Origin of the sequence: Lentzea fradiae (genome assembly GCF_900100955.1) — a bacterium.
GTDB lineage: Bacteria > Actinomycetota > Actinomycetes > Mycobacteriales > Pseudonocardiaceae > Lentzea > Lentzea fradiae.
This window is the reverse complement of the sequence record NZ_FNCC01000001.1, coordinates 480,438-499,312: the sequence shown is the minus strand read 5'-3', so window position 1 is coordinate 499,312 and position 18,875 is coordinate 480,438. Positions and strand designations below refer to the sequence as shown.

The 18,875-nt window shown below is 71.6% G+C and carries 23 protein-coding genes; 13 read left to right on the top strand and 10 right to left on the bottom strand.

The genetic code is table 11. The features are described from left to right. Positions 1–171 precede the first annotated feature (171 nt). Positions 172–942, bottom strand: coding sequence for an ABC transporter permease (locus BLT23_RS02335; RefSeq protein ID WP_090044962.1), 771 nt, complete (start codon positions 940–942; stop codon positions 172–174). Beyond that, positions 939–1,853: an ABC transporter ATP-binding protein gene (locus tag BLT23_RS02330; RefSeq protein WP_090044960.1), complete on the bottom strand. Its 915-nt coding sequence runs from the start codon at positions 1,851–1,853 to the stop codon at positions 939–941. The genes BLT23_RS02335 and BLT23_RS02330 overlap by 4 nt, the downstream gene beginning before the upstream one ends. Before the next feature lie 316 nt (positions 1,854–2,169). On the opposite strand from BLT23_RS02330, the gene BLT23_RS02325 reads away from it, so the two are divergent. Next, positions 2,170–2,400: a hypothetical protein gene (locus BLT23_RS02325; protein WP_090044958.1), complete on the top strand. Its 231-nt coding sequence runs from the start codon at positions 2,170–2,172 to the stop codon at positions 2,398–2,400. 95 nt (positions 2,401–2,495) lie between these two features. Then, positions 2,496–2,645 (top strand): hypothetical protein, encoded by a 150-nt coding sequence (locus BLT23_RS40490; protein ID WP_176946555.1) that lies wholly within the window; start codon positions 2,496–2,498, stop codon positions 2,643–2,645. A 13-nt stretch (positions 2,646–2,658) separates the two neighbouring features. Here BLT23_RS40490 and BLT23_RS02315 read toward each other — a convergent pair whose 3' ends face one another. After that, a complete protein-coding gene (locus tag BLT23_RS02315) occupies positions 2,659–3,534 on the bottom strand; it encodes an acyl-CoA desaturase (RefSeq protein WP_176946588.1) in 876 nt (291 codons plus the stop codon). Positions 3,535–3,954: 420 nt separating this feature from the next. On the opposite strand from BLT23_RS02315, the gene BLT23_RS02310 reads away from it, so the two are divergent. From BLT23_RS02310 to BLT23_RS02290, 5 genes are all read left to right on the top strand, one after another. Continuing rightward, positions 3,955–4,236 carry a hypothetical protein gene (locus tag BLT23_RS02310; protein ID WP_090044952.1) on the top strand — a complete coding sequence of 94 codons (282 nt, stop codon included), beginning with the start codon at positions 3,955–3,957 and terminating at the stop codon, positions 4,234–4,236. Further along, complete coding sequence (locus BLT23_RS02305) at positions 4,233–4,436, top strand: cold-shock protein (protein WP_090044950.1); 204 nt, start codon at positions 4,233–4,235, stop codon at positions 4,434–4,436. The genes BLT23_RS02310 and BLT23_RS02305 overlap by 4 nt, the downstream gene beginning before the upstream one ends. A 93-nt stretch (positions 4,437–4,529) precedes the next feature. Next, positions 4,530–4,955 (top strand): ATP-binding protein, encoded by a 426-nt coding sequence (locus BLT23_RS02300; RefSeq protein WP_090044948.1) that lies wholly within the window; start codon positions 4,530–4,532, stop codon positions 4,953–4,955. 220 nt (positions 4,956–5,175) lie between these two features. Next, positions 5,176–5,796 carry a DUF47 domain-containing protein gene (locus BLT23_RS02295; protein WP_090044946.1) on the top strand — a complete coding sequence of 207 codons (621 nt, stop codon included), beginning with the start codon at positions 5,176–5,178 and terminating at the stop codon, positions 5,794–5,796. Beyond that, positions 5,796–6,785 (top strand): inorganic phosphate transporter, encoded by a 990-nt coding sequence (locus tag BLT23_RS02290; RefSeq protein WP_090044944.1) that lies wholly within the window; start codon positions 5,796–5,798, stop codon positions 6,783–6,785. The genes BLT23_RS02295 and BLT23_RS02290 overlap by 1 nt, the downstream gene beginning before the upstream one ends. A gap of 3 nt (positions 6,786–6,788) precedes the next feature. Here BLT23_RS02290 and BLT23_RS02285 read toward each other — a convergent pair whose 3' ends face one another. The 3 genes from BLT23_RS02285 to BLT23_RS02275 form a co-directional block, all read right to left on the bottom strand. Continuing rightward, positions 6,789–8,387 carry a SulP family inorganic anion transporter gene (locus tag BLT23_RS02285; RefSeq protein ID WP_090044942.1) on the bottom strand — a complete coding sequence of 533 codons (1,599 nt, stop codon included), beginning with the start codon at positions 8,385–8,387 and terminating at the stop codon, positions 6,789–6,791. A gap of 270 nt (positions 8,388–8,657) precedes the next feature. Then, positions 8,658–9,116, bottom strand: coding sequence for a universal stress protein (locus BLT23_RS02280; RefSeq protein WP_090045712.1), 459 nt, complete (start codon positions 9,114–9,116; stop codon positions 8,658–8,660). A gap of 178 nt (positions 9,117–9,294) precedes the next feature. Continuing rightward, on the bottom strand, positions 9,295–10,170 hold the full coding sequence (locus BLT23_RS02275) for a universal stress protein (RefSeq protein ID WP_090044940.1): 876 nt from the start codon (positions 10,168–10,170) through the stop codon (positions 9,295–9,297). Between the two features lie 278 nt (positions 10,171–10,448). On the opposite strand from BLT23_RS02275, the gene BLT23_RS02270 reads away from it, so the two are divergent. Continuing rightward, positions 10,449–11,105, top strand: coding sequence for a response regulator (locus BLT23_RS02270; RefSeq protein ID WP_090044937.1), 657 nt, complete (start codon positions 10,449–10,451; stop codon positions 11,103–11,105). Between the two features lie 30 nt (positions 11,106–11,135). Here the strand turns inward: BLT23_RS02270 and BLT23_RS02265 are convergent, their stop codons facing one another. Further along, on the bottom strand, positions 11,136–12,809 hold the full coding sequence (locus tag BLT23_RS02265; RefSeq protein ID WP_090044935.1) for a sensor histidine kinase: 1,674 nt from the start codon (positions 12,807–12,809) through the stop codon (positions 11,136–11,138). Between the two features lie 142 nt (positions 12,810–12,951). Here BLT23_RS02265 and BLT23_RS02260 point away from each other — a divergent pair, with 142 nt between their 5' ends. Further along, positions 12,952–13,947, top strand: a complete 996-nt coding sequence (locus BLT23_RS02260; RefSeq protein WP_090045710.1) for an Acg family FMN-binding oxidoreductase — start codon at positions 12,952–12,954, stop codon at positions 13,945–13,947. Positions 13,948–13,974: 27 nt separating this feature from the next. Further along, positions 13,975–14,622 carry a hypothetical protein gene (locus tag BLT23_RS02255; protein ID WP_218133603.1) on the top strand — a complete coding sequence of 216 codons (648 nt, stop codon included), beginning with the start codon at positions 13,975–13,977 and terminating at the stop codon, positions 14,620–14,622. Positions 14,623–14,635: 13 nt separating this feature from the next. On the opposite strand, the gene BLT23_RS02250 is transcribed toward BLT23_RS02255, so the two are convergent. Both BLT23_RS02250 and BLT23_RS02245 read right to left on the bottom strand, forming a co-directional pair. After that, positions 14,636–15,370 carry a DUF5984 family protein gene (locus tag BLT23_RS02250; protein WP_090044933.1) on the bottom strand — a complete coding sequence of 245 codons (735 nt, stop codon included), beginning with the start codon at positions 15,368–15,370 and terminating at the stop codon, positions 14,636–14,638. After that, positions 15,367–16,215 (bottom strand): nucleotide exchange factor GrpE, encoded by an 849-nt coding sequence (locus BLT23_RS02245; protein WP_090044930.1) that lies wholly within the window; start codon positions 16,213–16,215, stop codon positions 15,367–15,369. The genes BLT23_RS02250 and BLT23_RS02245 overlap by 4 nt, the downstream gene beginning before the upstream one ends. A 128-nt stretch (positions 16,216–16,343) precedes the next feature. Between BLT23_RS02245 and BLT23_RS02240 the strand changes: the two genes are divergently transcribed. Further along, positions 16,344–16,868, top strand: coding sequence for an AMIN-like domain-containing (lipo)protein (locus tag BLT23_RS02240; RefSeq protein ID WP_090044927.1), 525 nt, complete (start codon positions 16,344–16,346; stop codon positions 16,866–16,868). Positions 16,869–16,910: 42 nt separating this feature from the next. On the opposite strand, the gene ligD is transcribed toward BLT23_RS02240, so the two are convergent. After that, on the bottom strand, positions 16,911–17,861 hold the full coding sequence (ligD, locus tag BLT23_RS02235; RefSeq protein WP_090045706.1) for a non-homologous end-joining DNA ligase: 951 nt from the start codon (positions 17,859–17,861) through the stop codon (positions 16,911–16,913). Between the two features lie 312 nt (positions 17,862–18,173). Here ligD and BLT23_RS02230 point away from each other — a divergent pair, with 312 nt between their 5' ends. Together BLT23_RS02230 and BLT23_RS02225 are read left to right on the top strand one after the other, a co-directional pair. Next, positions 18,174–18,479, top strand: coding sequence for an STAS domain-containing protein (locus BLT23_RS02230; RefSeq protein WP_176946554.1), 306 nt, complete (start codon positions 18,174–18,176; stop codon positions 18,477–18,479). Positions 18,480–18,521: 42 nt separating this feature from the next. Next, positions 18,522–18,851, top strand: coding sequence for a DUF8129 domain-containing protein (locus tag BLT23_RS02225; protein WP_090044922.1), 330 nt, complete (start codon positions 18,522–18,524; stop codon positions 18,849–18,851). Positions 18,852–18,875: the final 24 nt, after the last annotated feature.

Here is an 18,875-nt window from a genome sequence, read left to right as displayed (position 1 = left end):
CCGACGATACGGAACCCAGCCGCAACGCGGCCGTTCCAGCCACGAACCCCAGCACCCCACCCGCACCAGCAGGCCCCGCAAACGTCCACGCCCCGAGCACGCACGGCGCAGCCGGTCCGACAAACGTCCACAATGGACCAGCACACGACAAGCATTCACGCGGCACGTTCGTCACACGTCCCGCCGCTCGAAGACGACGAACGCGGCGACCAGCACGGCCGCGATCCCCAGGCACATCCCGCCCAGGTTCAGCCAGGGGTGCGGGTGGGCGGGGTCCGGCACCGTCGCGAAGATCGCGGCGCCGCCCTGCGACGGCCAGAAGTCCAGCAGGCCCTGGAACCACGCGGGGAACAGGCCCGCCATCCCCGGTACCAGGAACACGATGCCCACCAGCGTGGTGAGCGCACCGGCGGTCGCGCGCATCAGCGTTCCCAGCCCGATCGCGAGCAGGGCGATCGCCGCGAGGTAGAGCCCGCCGCCCATGACGGCGGAGAGCACGCCGGGGTCGCCCAGCCGCGCGGACGGCACGCCCTGACCGGCGATCAGCGCCTGGCCGACGAGGAAGCTCACGAACATCAGCACCTGGCCCGCCACCACGGCGACGACGGCCGCCACCACGACCTTGGCGGCGAGCAGCCGCGTCCGGTGCGGGGTCACCGCGAGCGAGCTCTGCACCAGCCCTGTCGCGAACTCCGAGGTGACGACCAGCGTGCCGAGCACGCCGAAGACGAGTTGCGCGACGATGTAGACGATCAGGCCGCGGGCGGTCGGGTCCCACGCCAGCCGTTCGGCTTCCGACAGGTCCCCGTACTGCCCTGCCACCTGTCCGGTCGCGAGCGACGTGATGCCCACGCCGGTCCCGAAGAGGCAGGCGAGGGTGTACCAGGTCGAGCGCAGGCTGCGCAGCTTGACCCACTCCGAGCGCACCGTGCGGGCGATCACGCGCTCACCCCCTGGAACTCGACGCTGTCCCCGGTCAGCTCCATGAAGGCGTCCTCCAGCGACGGCCGCTGCGGGGTGAGCTCGCTCAGCACCGCGCCGTGGCAGGCGGCGAGCCTGCCGATCTCCTCGGCCGTGAGGCCCGAGACCACCACCGCCGAGCCGGTGCCCTCCCGCACGACGGCTCCGGCCGCGGTCAGCCGGAGCGCGAACGCCGCGGGGTCCTCCGCCCGCACGAGCACCGCGCCCTCACCGCGGCCGTTCAGGAACTCGGTCACGCTCGTGTCGGCGATGAGCCTGCCCCTGCCGATCACCACCAGGTGGTCGGCCGTCTGCGCCATCTCGTTCATGAGGTGGCTGGAGACCAGCACGGCGCGTCCCTCCGCGGCCAGCGAGCGCATCAGGCCGCGGATCCAGCGGATGCCCTCGGGGTCGAGCCCGTTCACCGGCTCGTCGAACATCAGCACCCGCGGGTCGCCGAGCAGCGCGCCCGCGATGCCGAGCCGCTGCCGCATGCCGAGCGAGAACTCCCCGGCCCGCCTGCGCGCCACCGGTTCCAGGCCCGTCCTGGCGAGCACCTCGCCCACCCGGCGGCGGGGCAGCCCGGCACCGGCGGCGAGCGCCAGCAGGTGGTCGCACGCCCTGCGCCCGGGGTGCACGGCCCCGGCGTCGAGCAGCGCGCCCACCTCGGTCAGCGGCACCGGCAGGTCGCGGTAGCGGCGTCCGCCGATCGTGACGGACCCGCTGGTCGGCGCGGCCAGGCCGAGCACCATCTTCATCGTGGTGGACTTGCCCGCACCGTTCGGGCCGAGGAAGCCGGTCACCTGGCCCGCCTCGACGGTGAACGACAGGTCGTCCACCGCGGTGTCGTGGCCGTACCGCTTGGTGAGGCCCCGTACTTCGATCCTGGTCATGGTGCGGAGCGTGGACGACCGTTCCGACCGGTCCCTGGGAGTTCCTGGGAGATCTCCGGGAACCGGCCCCACCGGCCTCGGCCGCGGCCGTCCGGTTCACAGGAACTTCCCAGAACCTGGGACCACCCGGCCTGGTGTCATCAGGCCCGAGCGCGATCCTCGGTGGGGCCGAAGCGCGGCTGCACCACCGCGTTGACCGGCTGATCTCTTACGGCCGGACTGGGCGGCGGACGCCGAACGCGAGTTCGCCCCGCTGAAGGGTCCGCGGCTGAAGCGATGGCCGGTCGGCGCGGGCGCGGCGCAGTAAAGTCGCCTGATGACCGACGCACAAGGCGGCCCGTCCCTCCAGCCGACGCTGTCCGAGTGGCTCAAGGCCCGCGAGGAGACGGCACGTCATCTCGCGGAGGGTGCCACTCCACCCGTCGACGCGACCTGGGTGCAGCGGCTCGCCGACCTGCTCGCGACCGAACGCTCCTGGCAGGACCAGTACACCGACCTCGTCGCGCTCGGCAGCGAGGGCGGGCGCTTCCCCTCGTCGAACCGCTGACGTCCCGTTCGCACTCTCCCGGCCGCGAAGAGGTGTACCGTCGGGTGCAGGACGGCAGCGTCTCGCGCCTCCTGCCCTCGAACCGAAAGCACCCTGTGACCCTTCCTTCGGCGAACGACCTGTTCAGCCACCCAGAGACCCACACCACCAAGGCGACGGCCGGCGCGCCCGACCAGGACCAGCCGTCCTGGACGAACCTGTTCCAGGAGCCCGTGCCGGCTCAGCGCCCCCGCCCGGAGCGCTGAGCACCGGCCCGCGTCACGAAGCAGCGGTGTCCCTGAGCTTGCGCGCCATGCGCTCCTGCCTGGGCCACCGCACGTCGGTCGCCCAGCCGAACCGCTCGAAGAACCAGATCAGCCGCGCGGAGACGTCGATCTGACCCCGCCGGACACCGTGCCGCGCGCACGTCGGGTCCGCGTGGTGGGAGTTGTGCCACGACTCGCCCATCGACAGGATCGCCAGCGGCCAGAAGTTCGCCGACCTGTCCCGTGCCTCGAACGGGCGATCACCGACCATGTGACAGATCGAGTTGACCGACCACGTCACGTGGTGCAGCGCCGCGACCCGGACGAGGCCCGCCCAGAAGAACCCCGTCACCGCGCCCCACCAGCTCCAGCTGATCAGGCCGCCGAGGACCGCGGGAGCCACCAGGGTCGCCACCGTCAGCGCCGGGAACCAGCGGTGGACCCGCCGCACGTCCGGGTCGGCCAGCAGGTCGGGGGCGAAGCGGGCCGCGTTGGTCAGCTCGCGGCGGAACATCCAGCCCATGTGGGCGTGCCAGAACCCCTTGGCGAGCGCGCCGACGGACGTGCCGAACAGCCACGGCGAGTGCGGGTCGCCCTCCCGGTCGGCGTAGGCGTGGTGCCGGCGGTGGTCGGCCACCCAGCCGATGACCCTGCCCTGCATCGCCATGCTGCCCGCGACCGCGAGCGCGATCCGCAGGGGACGCTTCGCCTTGAACGCGCCGTGGGTGAAGTAGCGGTGGAAACCGACCGTCACCCCCAGACAGGTGAACGTGTAGAAGAACACCGCGAGCCAGACGTCCGTCCAGCCGAGCCCCCAGCCCCACGCCAGCGGGACCGCGGCGACGAGGGCCGTCCCGGGGATGATCGCGAACAGCTTCACCAGCAGCATCTCGAACGGGGTCTTCTCCCCCGCGAGCACCGGTTGTGGTCCGGCCGATGTGGTCACGTCGCGCACCTCCAGACGCCGACGGCATCTCCGCCGCCAGGCGCTGGGGCGATCGGTGCGTCAGTTCAAGCTCGTCGTATACCCGGTGCTCCCGTCGTGCAAACACCGCCGCCGGAACACTGTCACGGAGCACACCTCCGTGTGAACCCGGCTTCGTCTTCCCGGCCGAACCGGTGCCGCCGTGCGGTAGGGTCGGGGTCGTTGGGCTTCCAGCTGCCGGCATCCAGCCGCCGCGGACCCCGGCCAATCCGGTCCGGCGCTTTCCTCCCGGCCGGGGACAAGGAGCACCGGCTTGCCGCCGGATCGCCCGCACTTCCCCGCAGTCACCGACGAGATCCCTCCCCACCGGGGACCGGTGAGCTCATGAGGCCATCGGCACCACACGACCCGCCGCAGCGACCGGCACTCGGCTTCGCCGAGGCCCGCGTCGCCGCCGAGCAGGCGGAAGCCGTCCAGCAGCGCCAAGCCGCACGCAGGGTCGCGGAGCACTCGCGCGACGCGGGCGACTGCCTCGACCTGCTGTCGATGCTCGGCCTGTCGGGCCTCTCCCCGAGCGGTGGTCGCGCCGTCGCGACCGCGCCGCATCCCCTCACCTTCCCGGAAGCGCTCGACGTGTTCCGGTCGACCGAAGGAGCTCGTCGATGACCCAGGGCACCATCAAGTGGTTCAACGGCACCAAGGGGTTCGGTTTCATCGCCCCCGAGGGTGGCGGCGCCGACGTCTTCGTGCACCACACCGAGATCCGGGAGTACGCCCACCTCGGCCTCCCGGACGACCAGCCGGTGGAGTTCGAGCTCAGCCAGGGCCCCAAGGGCCCGCAGGCGACCTCCGTCCGCGTTCTCTGACGAGACGCTCCCGGCCTCCGGGAGCGCCGAGCGGGCCTGTCCGTCTCCTGTGGACGGACAGGCCACCGGCCGACCCAGCGGAGGACCTCCCTCGTGACCCTGCCAGACCAAGGCGACGCCGCGGCCGGTCCCGGTGCCGGGTGGAACACGCTCGAACTGGGCCTCGCGGCCGCCGACACCGCGGCGGTGCGCAGGTGGGCGGAAGCGGTCCTCACCGGTCTCGGCGAGGACGACCTCACCGACGCCCTGCTGGTGATCAGCGAGCTCGCGGCCAACGTCTTCGACCACGCCCTGCTCCCGGCGCGCCTGCGGCTGCGCCACAGCTGCGACCCGTGCGTGGTCAGCATCGCCGCCGAGGACGCGTCCCCCTCCCTCCCCAGCCTGGTGCCGCCCACGCACGACTCCGTGCGCAACCGCGGCATGGTGCTGGTGGACTGCCTGTGCGCGGACTGGGGCGTGGCCAGGCGGGTGACCGGCAAGACCGTGTGGGCCGTCCTCCCCTGCGCGGCCGCGTCGTGACGTTCGTTTGAACTTGATCTCCACGGGTAGCCCTGCCACGTGATCACCCGTCGCGTGTCCGGCGCCCGCCGACCCGGGAATCACCCCTCCGGGTGCCGATCTTCCCCCCTTCCCCGCGTGCTCACGGGACGACCGCACCCGGTCGTGCCAAGGTGGGTGCGGACGCGCCTGACGATCTCCCCCGGCGTCCGGTCCCGCGCGTCGAGGAGGGAAGAACCCCATGCGGATCAGCCGCAAGCCCACGGGCACCAAGTTCTTCGAGCTGTTCACCGAGATCGGCGCGAACATCGCCCGCAGCGTGGACCTGCTGGACGAGTTCGTGCAGGCACCCGCCGACCGGCGGCCGGAGCTGGCGGCGCGGATGCACGCGCTGGAGAACGCGGGCGACGACGCCACCCACGCCATCATCGAGCACCTCGACCGGTCGTTCGTCACGCCGTTCGACCGCGAGGACATCTACCGGCTGGCGGCCCGGCTGGACGACGTCGTCGACCACATCGACGCAGCGGTCGACCTCGCCACCCTCTACCGGGTGGGTGACCCACCGGCAGGCGTCCCGGCGCAGGTCGAGCTGCTGCGGCGGGCCGCGGCGCTCACCGCGGAGGCCATGCCCCGGCTCGCCGAGCCGCAGGAGCTGACCGCGTACTGGGTCGAGGTCAACGAGCTGGAGAACAAGGCCGACCAGGTGTACCGGCGGCTGCTGTCCGAGCTGTTCAACGGTGAGCGCGACGCCCTGGAGGTCATGAAGCTCAAGGACGTGGTGGACGAGCTGGAAGCCGCCGCGGACGCCTTCGAGCACGTCGCGGACGCCGTGCACTCGATCGCGGTCAAGGAAGCGTGATGCTGACCGCGGGCCTGGTGCTCGTGGTGGTGCTCGCGCTGGCGTTCGACTTCACCAACGGCTTCCACGACGCGGCCAACGCCATCGCCAGCGCGGTGTCCACGCGGGCGCTCACGCTGCGGGCCGCGCTGTCCCTCGCGGCGGTGATGAACCTGGTCGGCGCGCTGCTGGGCACGGGCGTCGCCGTCACCATCGCCTCGGGCATCATCGACACCCCGGTCGGTGACGACGCGCTGCACGTCGTCACGGCCGCGCTGGTCGGCGCCATCACCTGGAACCTCGTCACCTGGTACTTCGGCCTGCCGTCGTCGTCCTCGCACGCGCTGGTCGGCGGGCTGGTCGGGGCGGCGCTCGCGTCCGCCACCACCGTGCACTGGTCGGGCGTGGTGGCGAAGGTGATCATCCCGATGGTGGTGTCCCCCGTCGTCGGCCTGCTGCTCGGCTACCTGGTGATGACGCTGATCATGTGGGCGTTCCGCAGGGCCAACGCGCACCGCGCGGGCCGGCTGATGCGCCGCGCGCAGGTGTTCTCCGCGGCGAGCCTCGCCCTCGGCCACGGGCTTCAGGACGCCCAGAAGAGCATGGGCGTCATCGTGCTCGCGCTCGTCGTGACCAACAACCAGCAGGGCTACTCGGTCCCGTTCTGGGTGATCGTGGCCTGCGCGCTGGCCCTGTCCGCGGGCACCTACTCGGGCGGCCTGCGGATCATGCGCACGCTGGGCAGGCGGATCTTCCACCTCACCCCGCCGCACGGCTTCGCCGCCGAGCTGTCCGCCTCGTCGGTGCTCTACCTGACCGCGTTCGTCTTCCACGCGCCGATCTCCACCACGCACGTGATCACGTCGGCGGTCATGGGCGTCGGCGCGACGACCCGGCGCTCGGCCGTGCGCTGGTCCGTCGCCGCCGACATCGCCAAGGGCTGGGTGCTGACCCTGCCCGCCTCCGCCGCCGTCGCCGCGGCCGCGTACGGGGTGGTCGGCCTGCTGTGACCGTCAGGGCAGCGTTCCGTTGTGGCGCAGGTGGTTCCGCGCGAACTCGATGGCCTCGGGCGTGCTCGCGAACATCCGCACGTCGTGGATCTCCAGCTGCCGCCGGTGTTCTTCCCTCACACCGGAGAGCAAGACCGTGATCCCGCGGTGCTCCAACCGTTCGACGGCGTCGCGCAGCACCTGCGCACCCGTGCCGTCCATCGTGGACACGTGCGACAGCCGCAGGATCACCACCGAAACCTCGGCGATCTCGCTCAGCTCCAACAGGAACCGGTGCGCAGCGGCGAAGAACAGCGGCCCGTCCAGCCGGTAGGCGACGATGTGCTCGGCGAGGAGGTCGTGCTCCTCCGCGGTGTGGTCACCGGGTTCGAGCGGCTCCTCGTCGACCCGCACCGACCGTGCGACAGCTCGCAACGCCAGCGCCCCCGCCACCACCAGCCCGACGATCACCGCCGTGACCAGGTCGACCGCCAGCGTCGCGACGGCCGTGAGCACGAGCACCACCGCGTCGGACCGGTTGGCCCGCATCAGCACCCGCACCGACCCGACCTCGACCATCCGCACCGCCGTGGCGAGCAGCACACCGGCCAGCACGGCCAGCGGAATCCGCCCCACCACGGGCGCGGCCGCCAACATGATCACAGCCAGCGTCACCGCGTGAACCAACGCGGCCAGCCGCGACCCGGCCCCGGACCGCACGTTGACGGCCGTCCGGGCAATGGCCGCGGTGGCAGGCACACCACCGAACATCGGCGTGATGACGTTGGCGACCCCCTGCCCGAACAACTCTCGATCAGGGTTGTGCCGCTGGTTGACCGTCATGCCATCGGCGACGGTCGCCGACAACAGACTCTCCAACGCGGCCAGCGCCGCCACCGCCACCGCCGACGGCAACAACGACCACAACGCCCCCACGTCGAGAAACGCCAACGAAGGCGCCGGCAACAACGCGGGCAGCTCCCCGATCCGATCAACCGGAAGCGCCCACACCTCGGCCACCAGGGTTCCCACCACCACAGCGAGCAGCGAGAACGGAACCGCGGGCTTCCAGTGCGCCCCCAGCAGCATGATCACCACCACGCCACCCGCAAGCGCCACAGCAGGCAGCACAGGCCCGGCACCAAACGCCCGAACAGCGTTGACCACCACGTTGTGCCCGTCCGGGTTGGGCACCCCCAACGCGGCGGGCAACTGCTGCAACGCGATCACAGCGGCGATGCCGATGGTGAACCCCTCGACAACAGGCGCGGGCACATACCGCATGTACCGCCCGGCCTTGGCCACCGCCAAGCACAACAACAAGACCCCGGCCAGCAGCCCGACCGTCAGCACCCCACCGGGCCCGTACCGGGCGACGATCGGCACCAGCACAACGGTCATGGCCCCGGTAGGCCCGGACACCTGCAAACTGGACCCGCCGAACACAGCGGCCAACGCACCGGCCACGATCGCCGTGGCCAGCCCGGCCGCGGCTCCAAGCCCGGAAGCGACACCGAACCCCAAGGCGAGCGGCAACGCGACCACAGCGACGGTGATGCCGGCGACGACATCCCTCGGCGTCGCGGCCGACCAGTCCGCCCTCGCGGGCAGGAAGGCTCTCAAGCGGCACCACAACCTGTCGAATTGAAGAATTCTTCAATTCGACACTCTACAGCCTCAGCCTCCCCATCCACCCCCGGCGCTCCGGGACGCGCACCGCCGGGGTGTGCCGAGGCGACCTGGACGCGCACCGCTGGGGTGGGCGAAGCGAGCAGCAGCCCGAACACCCACGAAGAACGGCCTCATCCAACGCCGGCGTGCCGTCGACCCCCACCACGATCGGCTTGCCGCTCAAATCTCCCTCTCCTCACCAGAAAGCCCTCGCAAGAAACGTCACCTCGAGTGTTCGGCCTTCGCCTCGTGAACCACGACCACCGGACAACCGGCGTGATGCACGCAGTGCGAACTGACCGACCCCAAAATCGCCCCGAGAAGCCGCCCATGCCCGCGACTGCCGACAACCAGCAGCTCCGCATCACGCGAAGCCTTGGCAAGCACGTCACGGGCGTCACCTTCGACCAGGATCCGGCGGACCTCCACGCCCTCGATCCCCTCGACGGACCGCTCCAGCACCCGCTGCGCCGCTTCCCTCATCGCCTGCGGCGACACGTCGGCCAGCACCTCGGCGGGCAACGGCCCGATCATGACGCCGTAGTCCGCGTGCCAGGCCGTGACGGCCTCGACCGCACACCCGCGCCGTGCCGCGTCCTCGACGGCCCACCGCAGTGCGGCCAGGGAGGCAGGGGATCCGTCCACTCCGACCACCACGGGCCGGGACTCGTTCTCGCTCATGGCTTTCAGCCTCGCGGCCGGCGCCGCCGCGGGTGAGTGCCCGCGGTCCTCCATCGCCCGGGACCTTGGTCCCCGCCAGTCCCCGCCCGTTCCGCCGGTCCCGCCGGTCGCGGGGCCGTGGACCGACGCCGAGAACCCCCCGCGCTGCGAAGACGCGGGGGGAACCGGCCGCAAGTCCCTACTCGGGACGCACGATCGCCAGCGGGCACGGCGCGTTGTAGACGAGCGCCTGGCTGGTCGAGCCGAGCAGCATTCCGGTGAACCCGCCGTGCCCGCGGCTGCCCACCACGACGAGCTGCGCTTCCGCCCCGAGCCGCATCATCGCCCGCACCGGGCGGTCGCGGAGCACGAGCTGCTCCACCTCGACGTCGGGGTACTTGTCCTGCCACCCGGCGAGCCGTTGCGCGAGCAGCCTGCGTTCGTCGGCCTCGACCGCGGCCCAGTCCACGGCGAACGGCACGGCGGCGTAGGCGCTCTCGACCAGGAGATCCTGCCAGCACAGCACCGCGGTGAGGCGGGCGCCGCGCAGTGACGCCGTCTCGAAGGCGAACGCGAGCGCCGCCTCGCTCGTCGGGGACCCGTCGACGCCGACCACCACCGGGCCGCCGGGCACCTCCGTGCCGCGGACGACGACGACCGGGCTCTTGCCGTGCGCGGCGAGCGCCAGGGCGGTGGAGCCGACGATCATGCCGGTCACCGTGCCGAGTCCCTGGGAGCCGACCACGACGAGCCGGGCCGTCTTCGACTCCTCGACCAGCGCGGGGGTGGAGCCGCCGCAGACGATCTCCGTCACGACCTCGACGCCGGGGGCCGCCGCCCGTGCCGCGGCGGCGGCCTCCGCCAGCTTCTCGCGGCCGATGTTCTCCATCGCCTGACGGATCTCGTTGCCGGTGATGATGATCTGGGGATAGCCGCGCGTGGGCAGCACGTAGGAGTGCACCAGCCGCAACGGCACCCGGTGGCGGGCGCTCTCGCGCGCCGCCCAGGTGACGGCGGTCAGTGCCGAGGCGGAGCCGTCGACGCCGGCGACGATCGGGGCGGATGGGGCTTTCATCGGTGTCCTCCAGTCAGCACGCGGGCGGCTGCTCGGAACCACCGCCGCACCTGTCGCCTCCGACGTTAGGGAGCGCGGAGGTCCGGCGACGCTGTCCTTGGTCCCTGACCGGGCGGGCCCTTGGCACCGGGTGGGACGGCCTCGCGCACCGCATACTGGGACCGCGGCGCGGGAGCGGAGGACCTGCGATTCCACCTGACAGGGTCTTTGGTCCCTGTGTCGCGCGGGCCCCGGTGGGAGATCGTGATCGTGAGACGGTCGAGGAGAGGTGGTCGCAAGTGGTGTCGCGTGTCTTCCTGGTGGACGACCACGAGGTCGTCCGGGTCGGCATCAGGGAGCTGCTGAGCGCCTCCCCCGACCTGGAGGTCGTCGGCGAGGCGGGGTCGGTGGCCGAGGCGCTCACGATGGTCCCGGCGACGAACCCGGACGTGGCCGTGCTCGACGTGCGGCTGCCGGACGGCAACGGCATCGAGCTGTGCCGCGAGCTGCGGTCCCGCCTGCCGGAGCTGAAGGTGCTGATGCTGACGTCGTTCACCGACGACGAGGCGCTGTTCGACGCGATCATGGCCGGGGCGTCCGGGTTCGTGCTGAAGCGCATCCTGGGCACGGACCTCACGACGGCGGTCAAGACGGTGGCCGCCGGGCAGTCGCTGCTCGACGCGCGCTCCACCGCCGCGCTGCTCAACCGCATCCGCCGCGAACGCGAGCAGGGCGACCCCGTCCGCACGCTCACCGAGCAGGAGCGGACGGTGTTCGAGTACATCGGCGACGGCCTGACGAACCGGCAGATCGCCGAGAAGATGTTCCTCGCGGAGAAGACCGTGAAGAACTACGTCTCGCACCTGCTCGCGAAGCTCGGCCTGGAGCGCCGCACGCAGGCCGCCGTGCTGGCGTCGCAGCTGCGCAAGCCCAGCCACGACAACGAGACCGGCTGACCCAGCCCCGTCACCCGGTGCCCGGAGTGCTCAGTCCAGGGGAACCCGCCATGTCACCCGCGTGCCGCCACCCGGCTCCTCGGCGACGGTGAGCGTGCCGTGCAGCTGCTCCGCCCGTTGTTCGAGGTTGCGCAGACCGCTGCGGGCGACCTCGGCGGGCATGCCCACGCCGTTGTCGGCCATCGTGATGGCCAGCGCGTCGCCCGCCTCGACGGTCAGCGTCAGCTCCGTCGCGCGGGAGTGGCGCAGCGCGTTGCTGACCGTCTCGCGGACCACGGCCTCGGCGTGCTCGCCGATGTAGCCGGGCACCAGGCTGTCGATGGTGCCGGACATCCGCACCGCGGGCGTCAGCTCCGCGCCCTCGGTGGTCTCGGCGACGATGTTCAGCAGCCTGCGCCGCAGCCCGGTGTCACCGGAGTCCGCCTGCAGGTCGAAGATCGACGTGCGGATCTCCAGCACGGTCTGGTCGAGCTGGCCGACCGCCTTGGTCACCCTTCTGCGCACCTCCGGGTGCGTCACCCAGGTCAGCGCCCCCTGCAGGCTCATGCCGGTCGCGAAGAGCCGCTGGATCACGTGGTCGTGCAGGTCGCGGGCGATCCGGTCGCGGTCCTCCAGCACGTCGACCATGCGCCGGGCGTGCTGGTTCTCGGCGAACTCGATCGCCACGACGGCCTGGTCGGCGAACGACGCCAGCACCGGGATGAGGTCCGCCCCGAACGGGGCCACGTCCTTGTCCCGCACGGCCACCAGGACGCCGGTGACCGCCGTGCCCGCCCGCAGCGGCAGGACCACCGCGGCCCCCGCCCGGTCGGGCAGCCCGCCGAGCACGCCCTCCACGTCCTCCAGCATCTCCGGCGCACCCGTCTCCAGCACCTGCGCGAACACCGGCGCGTCGACCTCGAACGCCCCCACCGCGGTGTCGATGCCGGCCTCCGCGGCCCGGCGCAGGCCGTCGCCCTCGCGCAGCAGCACGGCCGCCCACGACGCCGACCCGAGCTCGACGGTGCGCTGGACGATCAGCCGCAGCGCGTCCTCGGCGGTCGCACCGGCGAGGAGCTGGGAGTTGATCTCCGCGGTCGCCTCCAGCCACCGCTCCCGCATCCGCGACCGTTCGAACAGCCGCGCGTTCTCCACCGCGACACCGGCGGCCGAGGCGAGCGCCTGCAACACCACCTCGTCGTCGGCGGTGAAGTCGCCGCCGCCCTTCTTCTCGGTCATGTAGAGGTTGCCGAAGACCTCGTCGCGCACCCGCACGGGCACACCGAGGAAGCTGTGCATCGGCGGATGGTTGGGCGGGAAGCCCACGGACGCCGCGTGCTCGGTCAGGTCGTGCAGGCGGATGGCCCTCGGGTCCTTGATCAGCAGCCCGAGCAGCCCCTTGCCCTCCGGCAGGTGCCCCATGTGCGCGCGGGTCTCGGGGTCGATGCCGACGTAGACGAACTGCGAGAGGTTGTGCCGCGACCCGAGCACGCCCAGCGCCCCGTACCGGGCGCCGACCAGCTCCACCGCGGCCTGCACGATGCGCTGCAACGTCGAGTCCAGCTCCAGCCCGGCGCCCACGGCCAGCACGGCGTCGAGCAGGCTCTGCATCTTGTCCCGGGTCGACCCGATCTCGGCGAGCCGGTCGCGCATCTCGTCGAGCAGCTCGTCCAGCCGCAACCCACCCAGCAGGCTCCGCACCCGGGATTCCTCAGGACCGCTCATGGATCAAGCCTTCCACGCGGTCCCGGCACGGCCAAGCGGTCCCGGCCAGGTCGGGACCTTCGACAGTGGGACGCCCCTCCACCGCCACGCACAGTGGAAGGGCACAGGACGTTCGACCAGGTAACACGATGGGGTGAAGGACATGGCACAGGTGGTGGCGGCTCTCGGACTGGGGCCCGAGGAGATCGAGACCGCGCTCGCGACCGCCGCGCTCGCGCCGTCGGTCCACAACACCCAGCCGTGGCGCTTCCGCGTCCGGCGTGACCGCATCGAGCTGCACCCCGACCCGAGCCGCAAGCTCAGCGCGACCGACCCCGAGGACCGCGAGCTGCGCCTGTCGTGCGGCGCCGCCCTGTTCAACCTGCGGCTCGCCCTGCAAAGCATGGGCGTGCGTCCGCTGGTGTCGATGCTGCCCGGCCAGGACGCCCCCGGCGCCCTCGCCGTCGTCCGCCGCGGCGGCACGCTCCAGATCGACGACGAACACCGCGCGCTCCTCGGCGCCGTCCCTCGCCGCCGCACGAACCGCAGGCCGTTCCTCGACAGGGCCGTCGACCCGCGCCAGCGCCACGCCCTGGTCCGCGCCGCCGAGCTGGAACGCTCGTGGCTGCACGTCATCTCGACCCCGCAGGAACGCGCGCAGCTCAAGCGGTTCGTCCAGGAGGCGCACCAGATCCAGCTGCACGACGCGGCCGTCCAGGCCGAGCTCGCCGCGTTCACCGGCCACCGCCCCGGCGCGACGGACGGCATCCCGCCCCAGTCGGCGGGCGTGCGCCCGGCGGCACAGGACGAGTGGGCGTTCCGCGACTTCCAGGGCCCGGAACGCCACCCCGGCAAGGACTACGAGTCGGACCCGCTGGTCGTCGTCCTCTGCTCGTTCTACGACGGCCCGCTCGGCGACCTCCAGGCAGGCCAGGCGATGCAGCGCGTCCTGCTCACCGCCACCACGCGCGGGCTGTCGGCGTCGTTCCTGTCGCAGCCGGTCGAGGTGCGGCGCGTGCGGGAGGACCTGCGGCGCTCGCTGGGAGGGATGCTCGTGCCGCAAACCGTGCTGCGGCTGGGATACAGCACCCCGGTGCCGCCCACACCCCGCCGCGAGGTGGGCCAGCTGCTCATCTCGGACGAGAAGGCGTCCTGCTGATCACGTTCCCTCCAATACCGTGGGGTGATGACTCCGACCCACGAGCCTCGCTCGTTCCAGCCGCTGCCAGGACGCACCACCAGCAGGATGGCCGACTACGAGGCGCTGCTGTGGGACCTGCTCGACCTGGTCGGCGCGGAACCTCCGCCGCGCGGGGAGCGGGACTGGGTCCACCGGGCACGGTGGACTGCCGGCAAGGCCGTCGGACGCCGTGCCGAGGAAGGAGACGGCGTGCAGGACGAGTGGTTCGACCCGCTGGTGCGTGCCATGATCCTCGAACCCGATCCCAGCTTCAGCCGGCAGCTCGTGGAACCCGCGCTCGCCGCGTTCGGCCGCGACCGCGTCCAGCTCGCCCTCCTGACCCACCTGGAGACCGGCGCCCCCGCCGACGCCGCGGGAGCCGCACGCGCCTGGTACTGGAGCAACCGCCAGTTCCGCAGCTCGCCGTTCCCGACCTCTCCCGACCTCTCCCGGCGGTACCACCACGCGGCCTTGCACCGCTTCGTCGCCGACGAGGACCTCGACGTCCGCCGCTGCATCCTGCCGCGCCTGCCCCTGCACCCCGGCTGGTATCCCGCCGAGCTGCACGACCTGGTGGCGGAGGCCGTCCGGATCGCCCGCACGTCCGACGACAGCTACCTGCGGCACCGAGTCGAGATCCAGGTCACCGGCTGACGACGCCCCCGAGCTACCGCGTGCCGAAGATCCGCGCGACGCCCTCGCGAACGGCCGTCCAGTCCGTCGCGGGCACGCGCCGCATGGCCGTGGCCAAGGATCGTGCCCGCAGCTGGTGCTCCTGGCGGAGCTGCTCCAGGTCGAGCTCGACGTCCGCGGCCACCCCACCGGCCTCGACCTCCGCGATGCGCCGGCCCATCGCGTCGATCAGCTCCCGGTCGAACTCCTCGACAGCGCGCAGGAACGCCTCGGTGGAGACGGTCGCCCGGCCTCGTCCGGGCTCCGCGCAGACCCAGGCGCCCGCACGCGAGTGGCGCCAGTCGACGGTGATCGTGTCCCGGTCACCGTCGACCGACCGCCACCACAGGACGCTGAGCACGCCGGGGAGGTAGCTGGTGTTCATCAAGTGGCCGCTGTACCAGTCGAGGGCCTCGTCCACCCCTTCGAGATCCCGCCCGTACCACGCTTTCTGATCACTGGTCATCCGGTCGGCGAGGTCGGCGGGCACCGGTTCCAGCAGAGCCGGGAAGAGCTCTTGGACGTCCTCCCACAACCGGACCACGTAGTAGTCGACCGGCGAATGCGCTTCGCCGTGGTGAAAGAGCTTGTGGCCGTCCACCTCGATCCGGTACCAGCCGTCCGTCAGGCCGAACCAGTGCAACCGGCCGTCCCAATGCGCCACCTCCGCCAACGGCCGTAGCCGGAAGTGGAACCGGATCTCCCCGGCCGCCTCCGACGTCCCCGTCATCGGTTCCACCGCACGTGCGTGACCGACTCCGGCGGCAGGGGCCACCGGGCGTCGAGCAGGCTGAGCCGGTCGCCGTACGGCATCCGGTCGGCCTCGTCGGCAGGCAGGCCGCGGACGAAGCACCGGTGCAGCACCAGCTCCCGGCGTTCGTCGAGCGGAGGGTCGCCGAGCCCGTCCGCCGGGGGCACGGGAGGGTCGTGGCCGATGTCGGCCTCGCCGTCCCAGTTCAGGTGCAGCCCGTCCGCGTCGGCGTAGAACCGGGGGAAGCTCGTCCGCCACTGCGAGTTCGAACCCCAGCCGTGCGACAGGTCGTCGGTCCGGCGGGTTCCGCGGCGGAAGGTGAAGTACAGCGTGGAGGTCGTGGCCGCGGTGGCGTCGACCAGGTGCCGCGGCGCGCGCACCCGCACACCCGCACGGTTGAACAGCAGGTCGCCGAACCAGAACCCGGGCCGCAGCACCTCCTCCACGGTCACGCTCGTCGCAGACGGGTCCTGCACGACGTCGACGATCTCGTGGTGGAACGGCGAAAACGCGTCAGCGTGCTCGAACGGCGTCAAGCCCACCGCCTCGAAGAACTCCGCGTGCACCGGGAAGTCCATTGAGGACATGTCGATCAGGAAGTCGCTGACCCGGCTGAGCGCGTACAGCTTCATGATCCGCCACAGTTGCTCGTCATCACCGGTGTACCCGCCGACGGGAACCAGCTCCCGCGTGCGCAGCGGGGCCAGCTCCGCCAAGTGGTCGACGACCGCCGGCACCCGACCGCCCAGGTACCGCCGCAGCCCTTCCACGTCCTCCGGCACATCTTCGTACAGCTGCCGGAAGTAGCCCCAGTCCAGTTTCACAGCGCGATCATGGCTCCGCCCCTCCCCCTCCGCCAACGACTTTCCGCGAAAACCGGGCAACCGGAGAGCTGGCCGCGCGTCTGGTTCTTCAAGGGCTTGGGGAAGCCCAAGGGGGAAAGGGGAAACTCATGCGCAAAATCGCGTTGGCGGTCGCCGCCGCACTGGCGGCCGTGCTCGTGGTGCCGATGAGCGCCGGTGCCGCGACCGCCTGTGCTCCGGTCGACTGGGGCTCGGGGCAGAAGACCGTCTACACCGGCGGCGGGGGCTACGTGACCGACATCCGCTCCGGGCAGCACGAGTGTTTCGACCGGCTGGTGATCGACACCCACCTGGCCGACGGCAGCTACTACGTGAGCTACACCGACGAGGTGACCCACGTCGGCTCGGGCGAGCCGGTTCCGCTGCGGGGCGGGGCGAAGCTGTTCGTGATGGCGTACTCGCCGTCCTACGACCAGGACTTCGTCCCGACCTACCAGCCCGCGAACCCGTCCGAGGTGGTGGACGTGACCGGCTACCAGACCTTCCGCCAGGTCGCCTGGGCCGGTTCCTGGGAAGGCACCACCGACCTCGGCCTGGGCGTCCGCGCCCGCCTGCCGTTCCGGGTCCTCACCCTGCCGGACCGCATCGTCGTGGACGTCGCCCACCGGTGGTGACCAGTGGCGGGACCGCCCCACGGCGGTCCCGCCCCGACCGGCTCACGACTCCGGCACGCGCACGCGCACGCGCACGCTGTCAGGATCCCGGTCAGCCCGCAGCCCTCGCCAAGCCGGATGCCGCAACCGCCCGTCGGGCGTCCACTGCCGGAACTCCACCTCACCCACCAGCCAGGGCGACACCCACAACGCGTCACGGGCGTGCTCCCGCGGCACCTCCACGTCGAACGGACTGCTCTCCCGCGCCAAGCGGGTCAGACTCCGCTGGAGGTCGGCGAGCGCCTCCCGGCTGAACCCCGTCCCGACGTGCCCGACGTAGACCAACCGCCCCTCGCCGTCGTAGGCCCCGAGCAACAACGACCCGATCCGCCCGGCCCGGTTGCCCTGCCCCACCCGCCACCCGCCGATCACCACCTCCTGGGTGCGACGGAACGGCGTCTTCACCCAGGAAGGTGACCGCCGCCCGGGCTCGTAGGCAGACTTGACCCGCTTCGACACGATCCCCTCGAACCCGTACTGACTCGCGACGTGCAACACATCCGCAGGCTCGGTGTCCATGAACGTAGGCGGCACCTGCACCGCATGGTTGCCGGGCAATGCCAACTCGGACAGCAGAGAACGCCGCACGTAGTACGGAGTGGACAGCAACGACCGGCCGTCAAGATGCAACAGGTCGAACACGAAGTAGGCGATGCGCGGCCGGTTCCGCCGCAACTCCCGCACGCCAGGCCCATGACCCTGTTGCAGCAACGAAAAATCCGGCCGCCCGTCAGCATCAAGGGCAACAATCTCACCATCAAGCACAGCCGTGCGATGGTGCAGCAACTCCGGCAAGATCCCCAACTCGGGAAAACGAACCAGGAAGTCGATCTCGTTGCGACTGAAGACCCGCACGTCACGCCCCTGACAATGCGCGACGCCCCGATAACCGTCCCACTTGAACTCAACGGCCCACCCGTCACTGCCGGGCGGTGCCCCCGGACTGGCGAGCATGGGCCGAACAACGCCCAGCGGCTCACCCGCGGGTACGGCGCTCCCCATCCCACCACCTCCTCTGCCCCGCCATCGTCAGCGAGAACGCCCCGTTTCGCAGCTCGGCGAACCCGGTCGACCTCGTTCCGTCCCGTGTGACCCCGCGCGGACGAGCGAGCTGGGCCAGCCGGGCAGCGCCCCGGGCGCTGCCGGTCACGCCCCCGGTCCGGCGATGCGAGGCGGGCCGTCGCGAAGCGCCGATGAACCCTCCCCCAGACGGCCATATTCCGCCCCCACCCGGGTACTCGCCTCCAACATCGAGGGAGATGCACCGTGTTGCGCATCCAGGTCGTCGGCACCACAGCGGCGCACACCGAGGTGACGTTGACGGGCCCGTTGGACAAGACCGGTTCGACAGCGCTGCTGGCGAAGCTGGACCGGCTGATCGACGAGGGGCGGCACCACGTCGTCATCGACGCCTCCGGTGTTACGTTCTGCGACTCCAGCGGGATCAGCGCCCTGCTCAGGAGCAGGGCCAGGGCTGTCGAGATGACCGGGTCGCTGCGGCTGGTGTCCCCCAGTCCCGCGCTGCGGCGGGCGCTGGACGTCGCCGGTCTCACCCGGATGCTGGAGCGTTGAGCGTGCTCGTTTACCGGCGAATCGGCCGGGTAGCCGGGCGAAATGGCTGAACAACTTCCGCTGAACGACTACGACCAGCTCTCGTTGGGCGACCTGAGGCACCGGATCCGGTCGCTCGACAAGCCCGAGCTCGAGAGCATCCGCGACCACGAACGCGAGCACGGCAACCGCGTCCCGGTGCTGCAGCTCATCGCGGCACGACTCGACGAGCTGGACCGCGGTGCCGAACCGGCGCCGGGCGACCAGCGCAACGCGCCGGAGGTCAGTGGTGCGGCGGGCGGCTCGCCCGTGTCACCCGAGCACTCGCCGACCGGCAACACGCCGCTGCGGCACGGCGTCTACGACCAGACCCCGGCACGCGGCCGCGACTGATCCGTTCGGAGGAACCACCCGATC

Coding starts and splice junctions, on each gene's coding strand:
- BLT23_RS02295 (WP_090044946.1), top strand. CDS start 5,176: ATGCGGATCAGCCGCAAGCCCACGGGCACCAAGTTCTTCGAGCTGTTC.
- BLT23_RS02330 (WP_090044960.1), bottom strand. CDS start 1,853: ATGACCAGGATCGAAGTACGGGGCCTCACCAAGCGGTACGGCCACGAC.
- BLT23_RS02290 (WP_090044944.1), top strand. CDS start 5,796: ATGCTGACCGCGGGCCTGGTGCTCGTGGTGGTGCTCGCGCTGGCGTTC.
- BLT23_RS02250 (WP_090044933.1), bottom strand. CDS start 15,370: ATGACGGGGACGTCGGAGGCGGCCGGGGAGATCCGGTTCCACTTCCGG.
- BLT23_RS02240 (WP_090044927.1), top strand. CDS start 16,344: ATGCGCAAAATCGCGTTGGCGGTCGCCGCCGCACTGGCGGCCGTGCTC.
- BLT23_RS02315 (WP_176946588.1), bottom strand. CDS start 3,534: ATGCTGCTGGTGAAGCTGTTCGCGATCATCCCCGGGACGGCCCTCGTC.
- BLT23_RS02265 (WP_090044935.1), bottom strand. CDS start 12,809: ATGAGCGGTCCTGAGGAATCCCGGGTGCGGAGCCTGCTGGGTGGGTTG.
- BLT23_RS02225 (WP_090044922.1), top strand. CDS start 18,522: ATGGCTGAACAACTTCCGCTGAACGACTACGACCAGCTCTCGTTGGGC.
- BLT23_RS02310 (WP_090044952.1), top strand. CDS start 3,955: ATGAGGCCATCGGCACCACACGACCCGCCGCAGCGACCGGCACTCGGC.
- BLT23_RS02255 (WP_218133603.1), top strand. CDS start 13,975: ATGACTCCGACCCACGAGCCTCGCTCGTTCCAGCCGCTGCCAGGACGC.
- BLT23_RS02325 (WP_090044958.1), top strand. CDS start 2,170: ATGACCGACGCACAAGGCGGCCCGTCCCTCCAGCCGACGCTGTCCGAG.
- ligD (WP_090045706.1), bottom strand. CDS start 17,861: ATGCTCGCCAGTCCGGGGGCACCGCCCGGCAGTGACGGGTGGGCCGTT.
- BLT23_RS02275 (WP_090044940.1), bottom strand. CDS start 10,170: ATGAAAGCCCCATCCGCCCCGATCGTCGCCGGCGTCGACGGCTCCGCC.
- BLT23_RS02280 (WP_090045712.1), bottom strand. CDS start 9,116: ATGAGCGAGAACGAGTCCCGGCCCGTGGTGGTCGGAGTGGACGGATCC.
- BLT23_RS02260 (WP_090045710.1), top strand. CDS start 12,952: ATGGCACAGGTGGTGGCGGCTCTCGGACTGGGGCCCGAGGAGATCGAG.
- BLT23_RS02305 (WP_090044950.1), top strand. CDS start 4,233: ATGACCCAGGGCACCATCAAGTGGTTCAACGGCACCAAGGGGTTCGGT.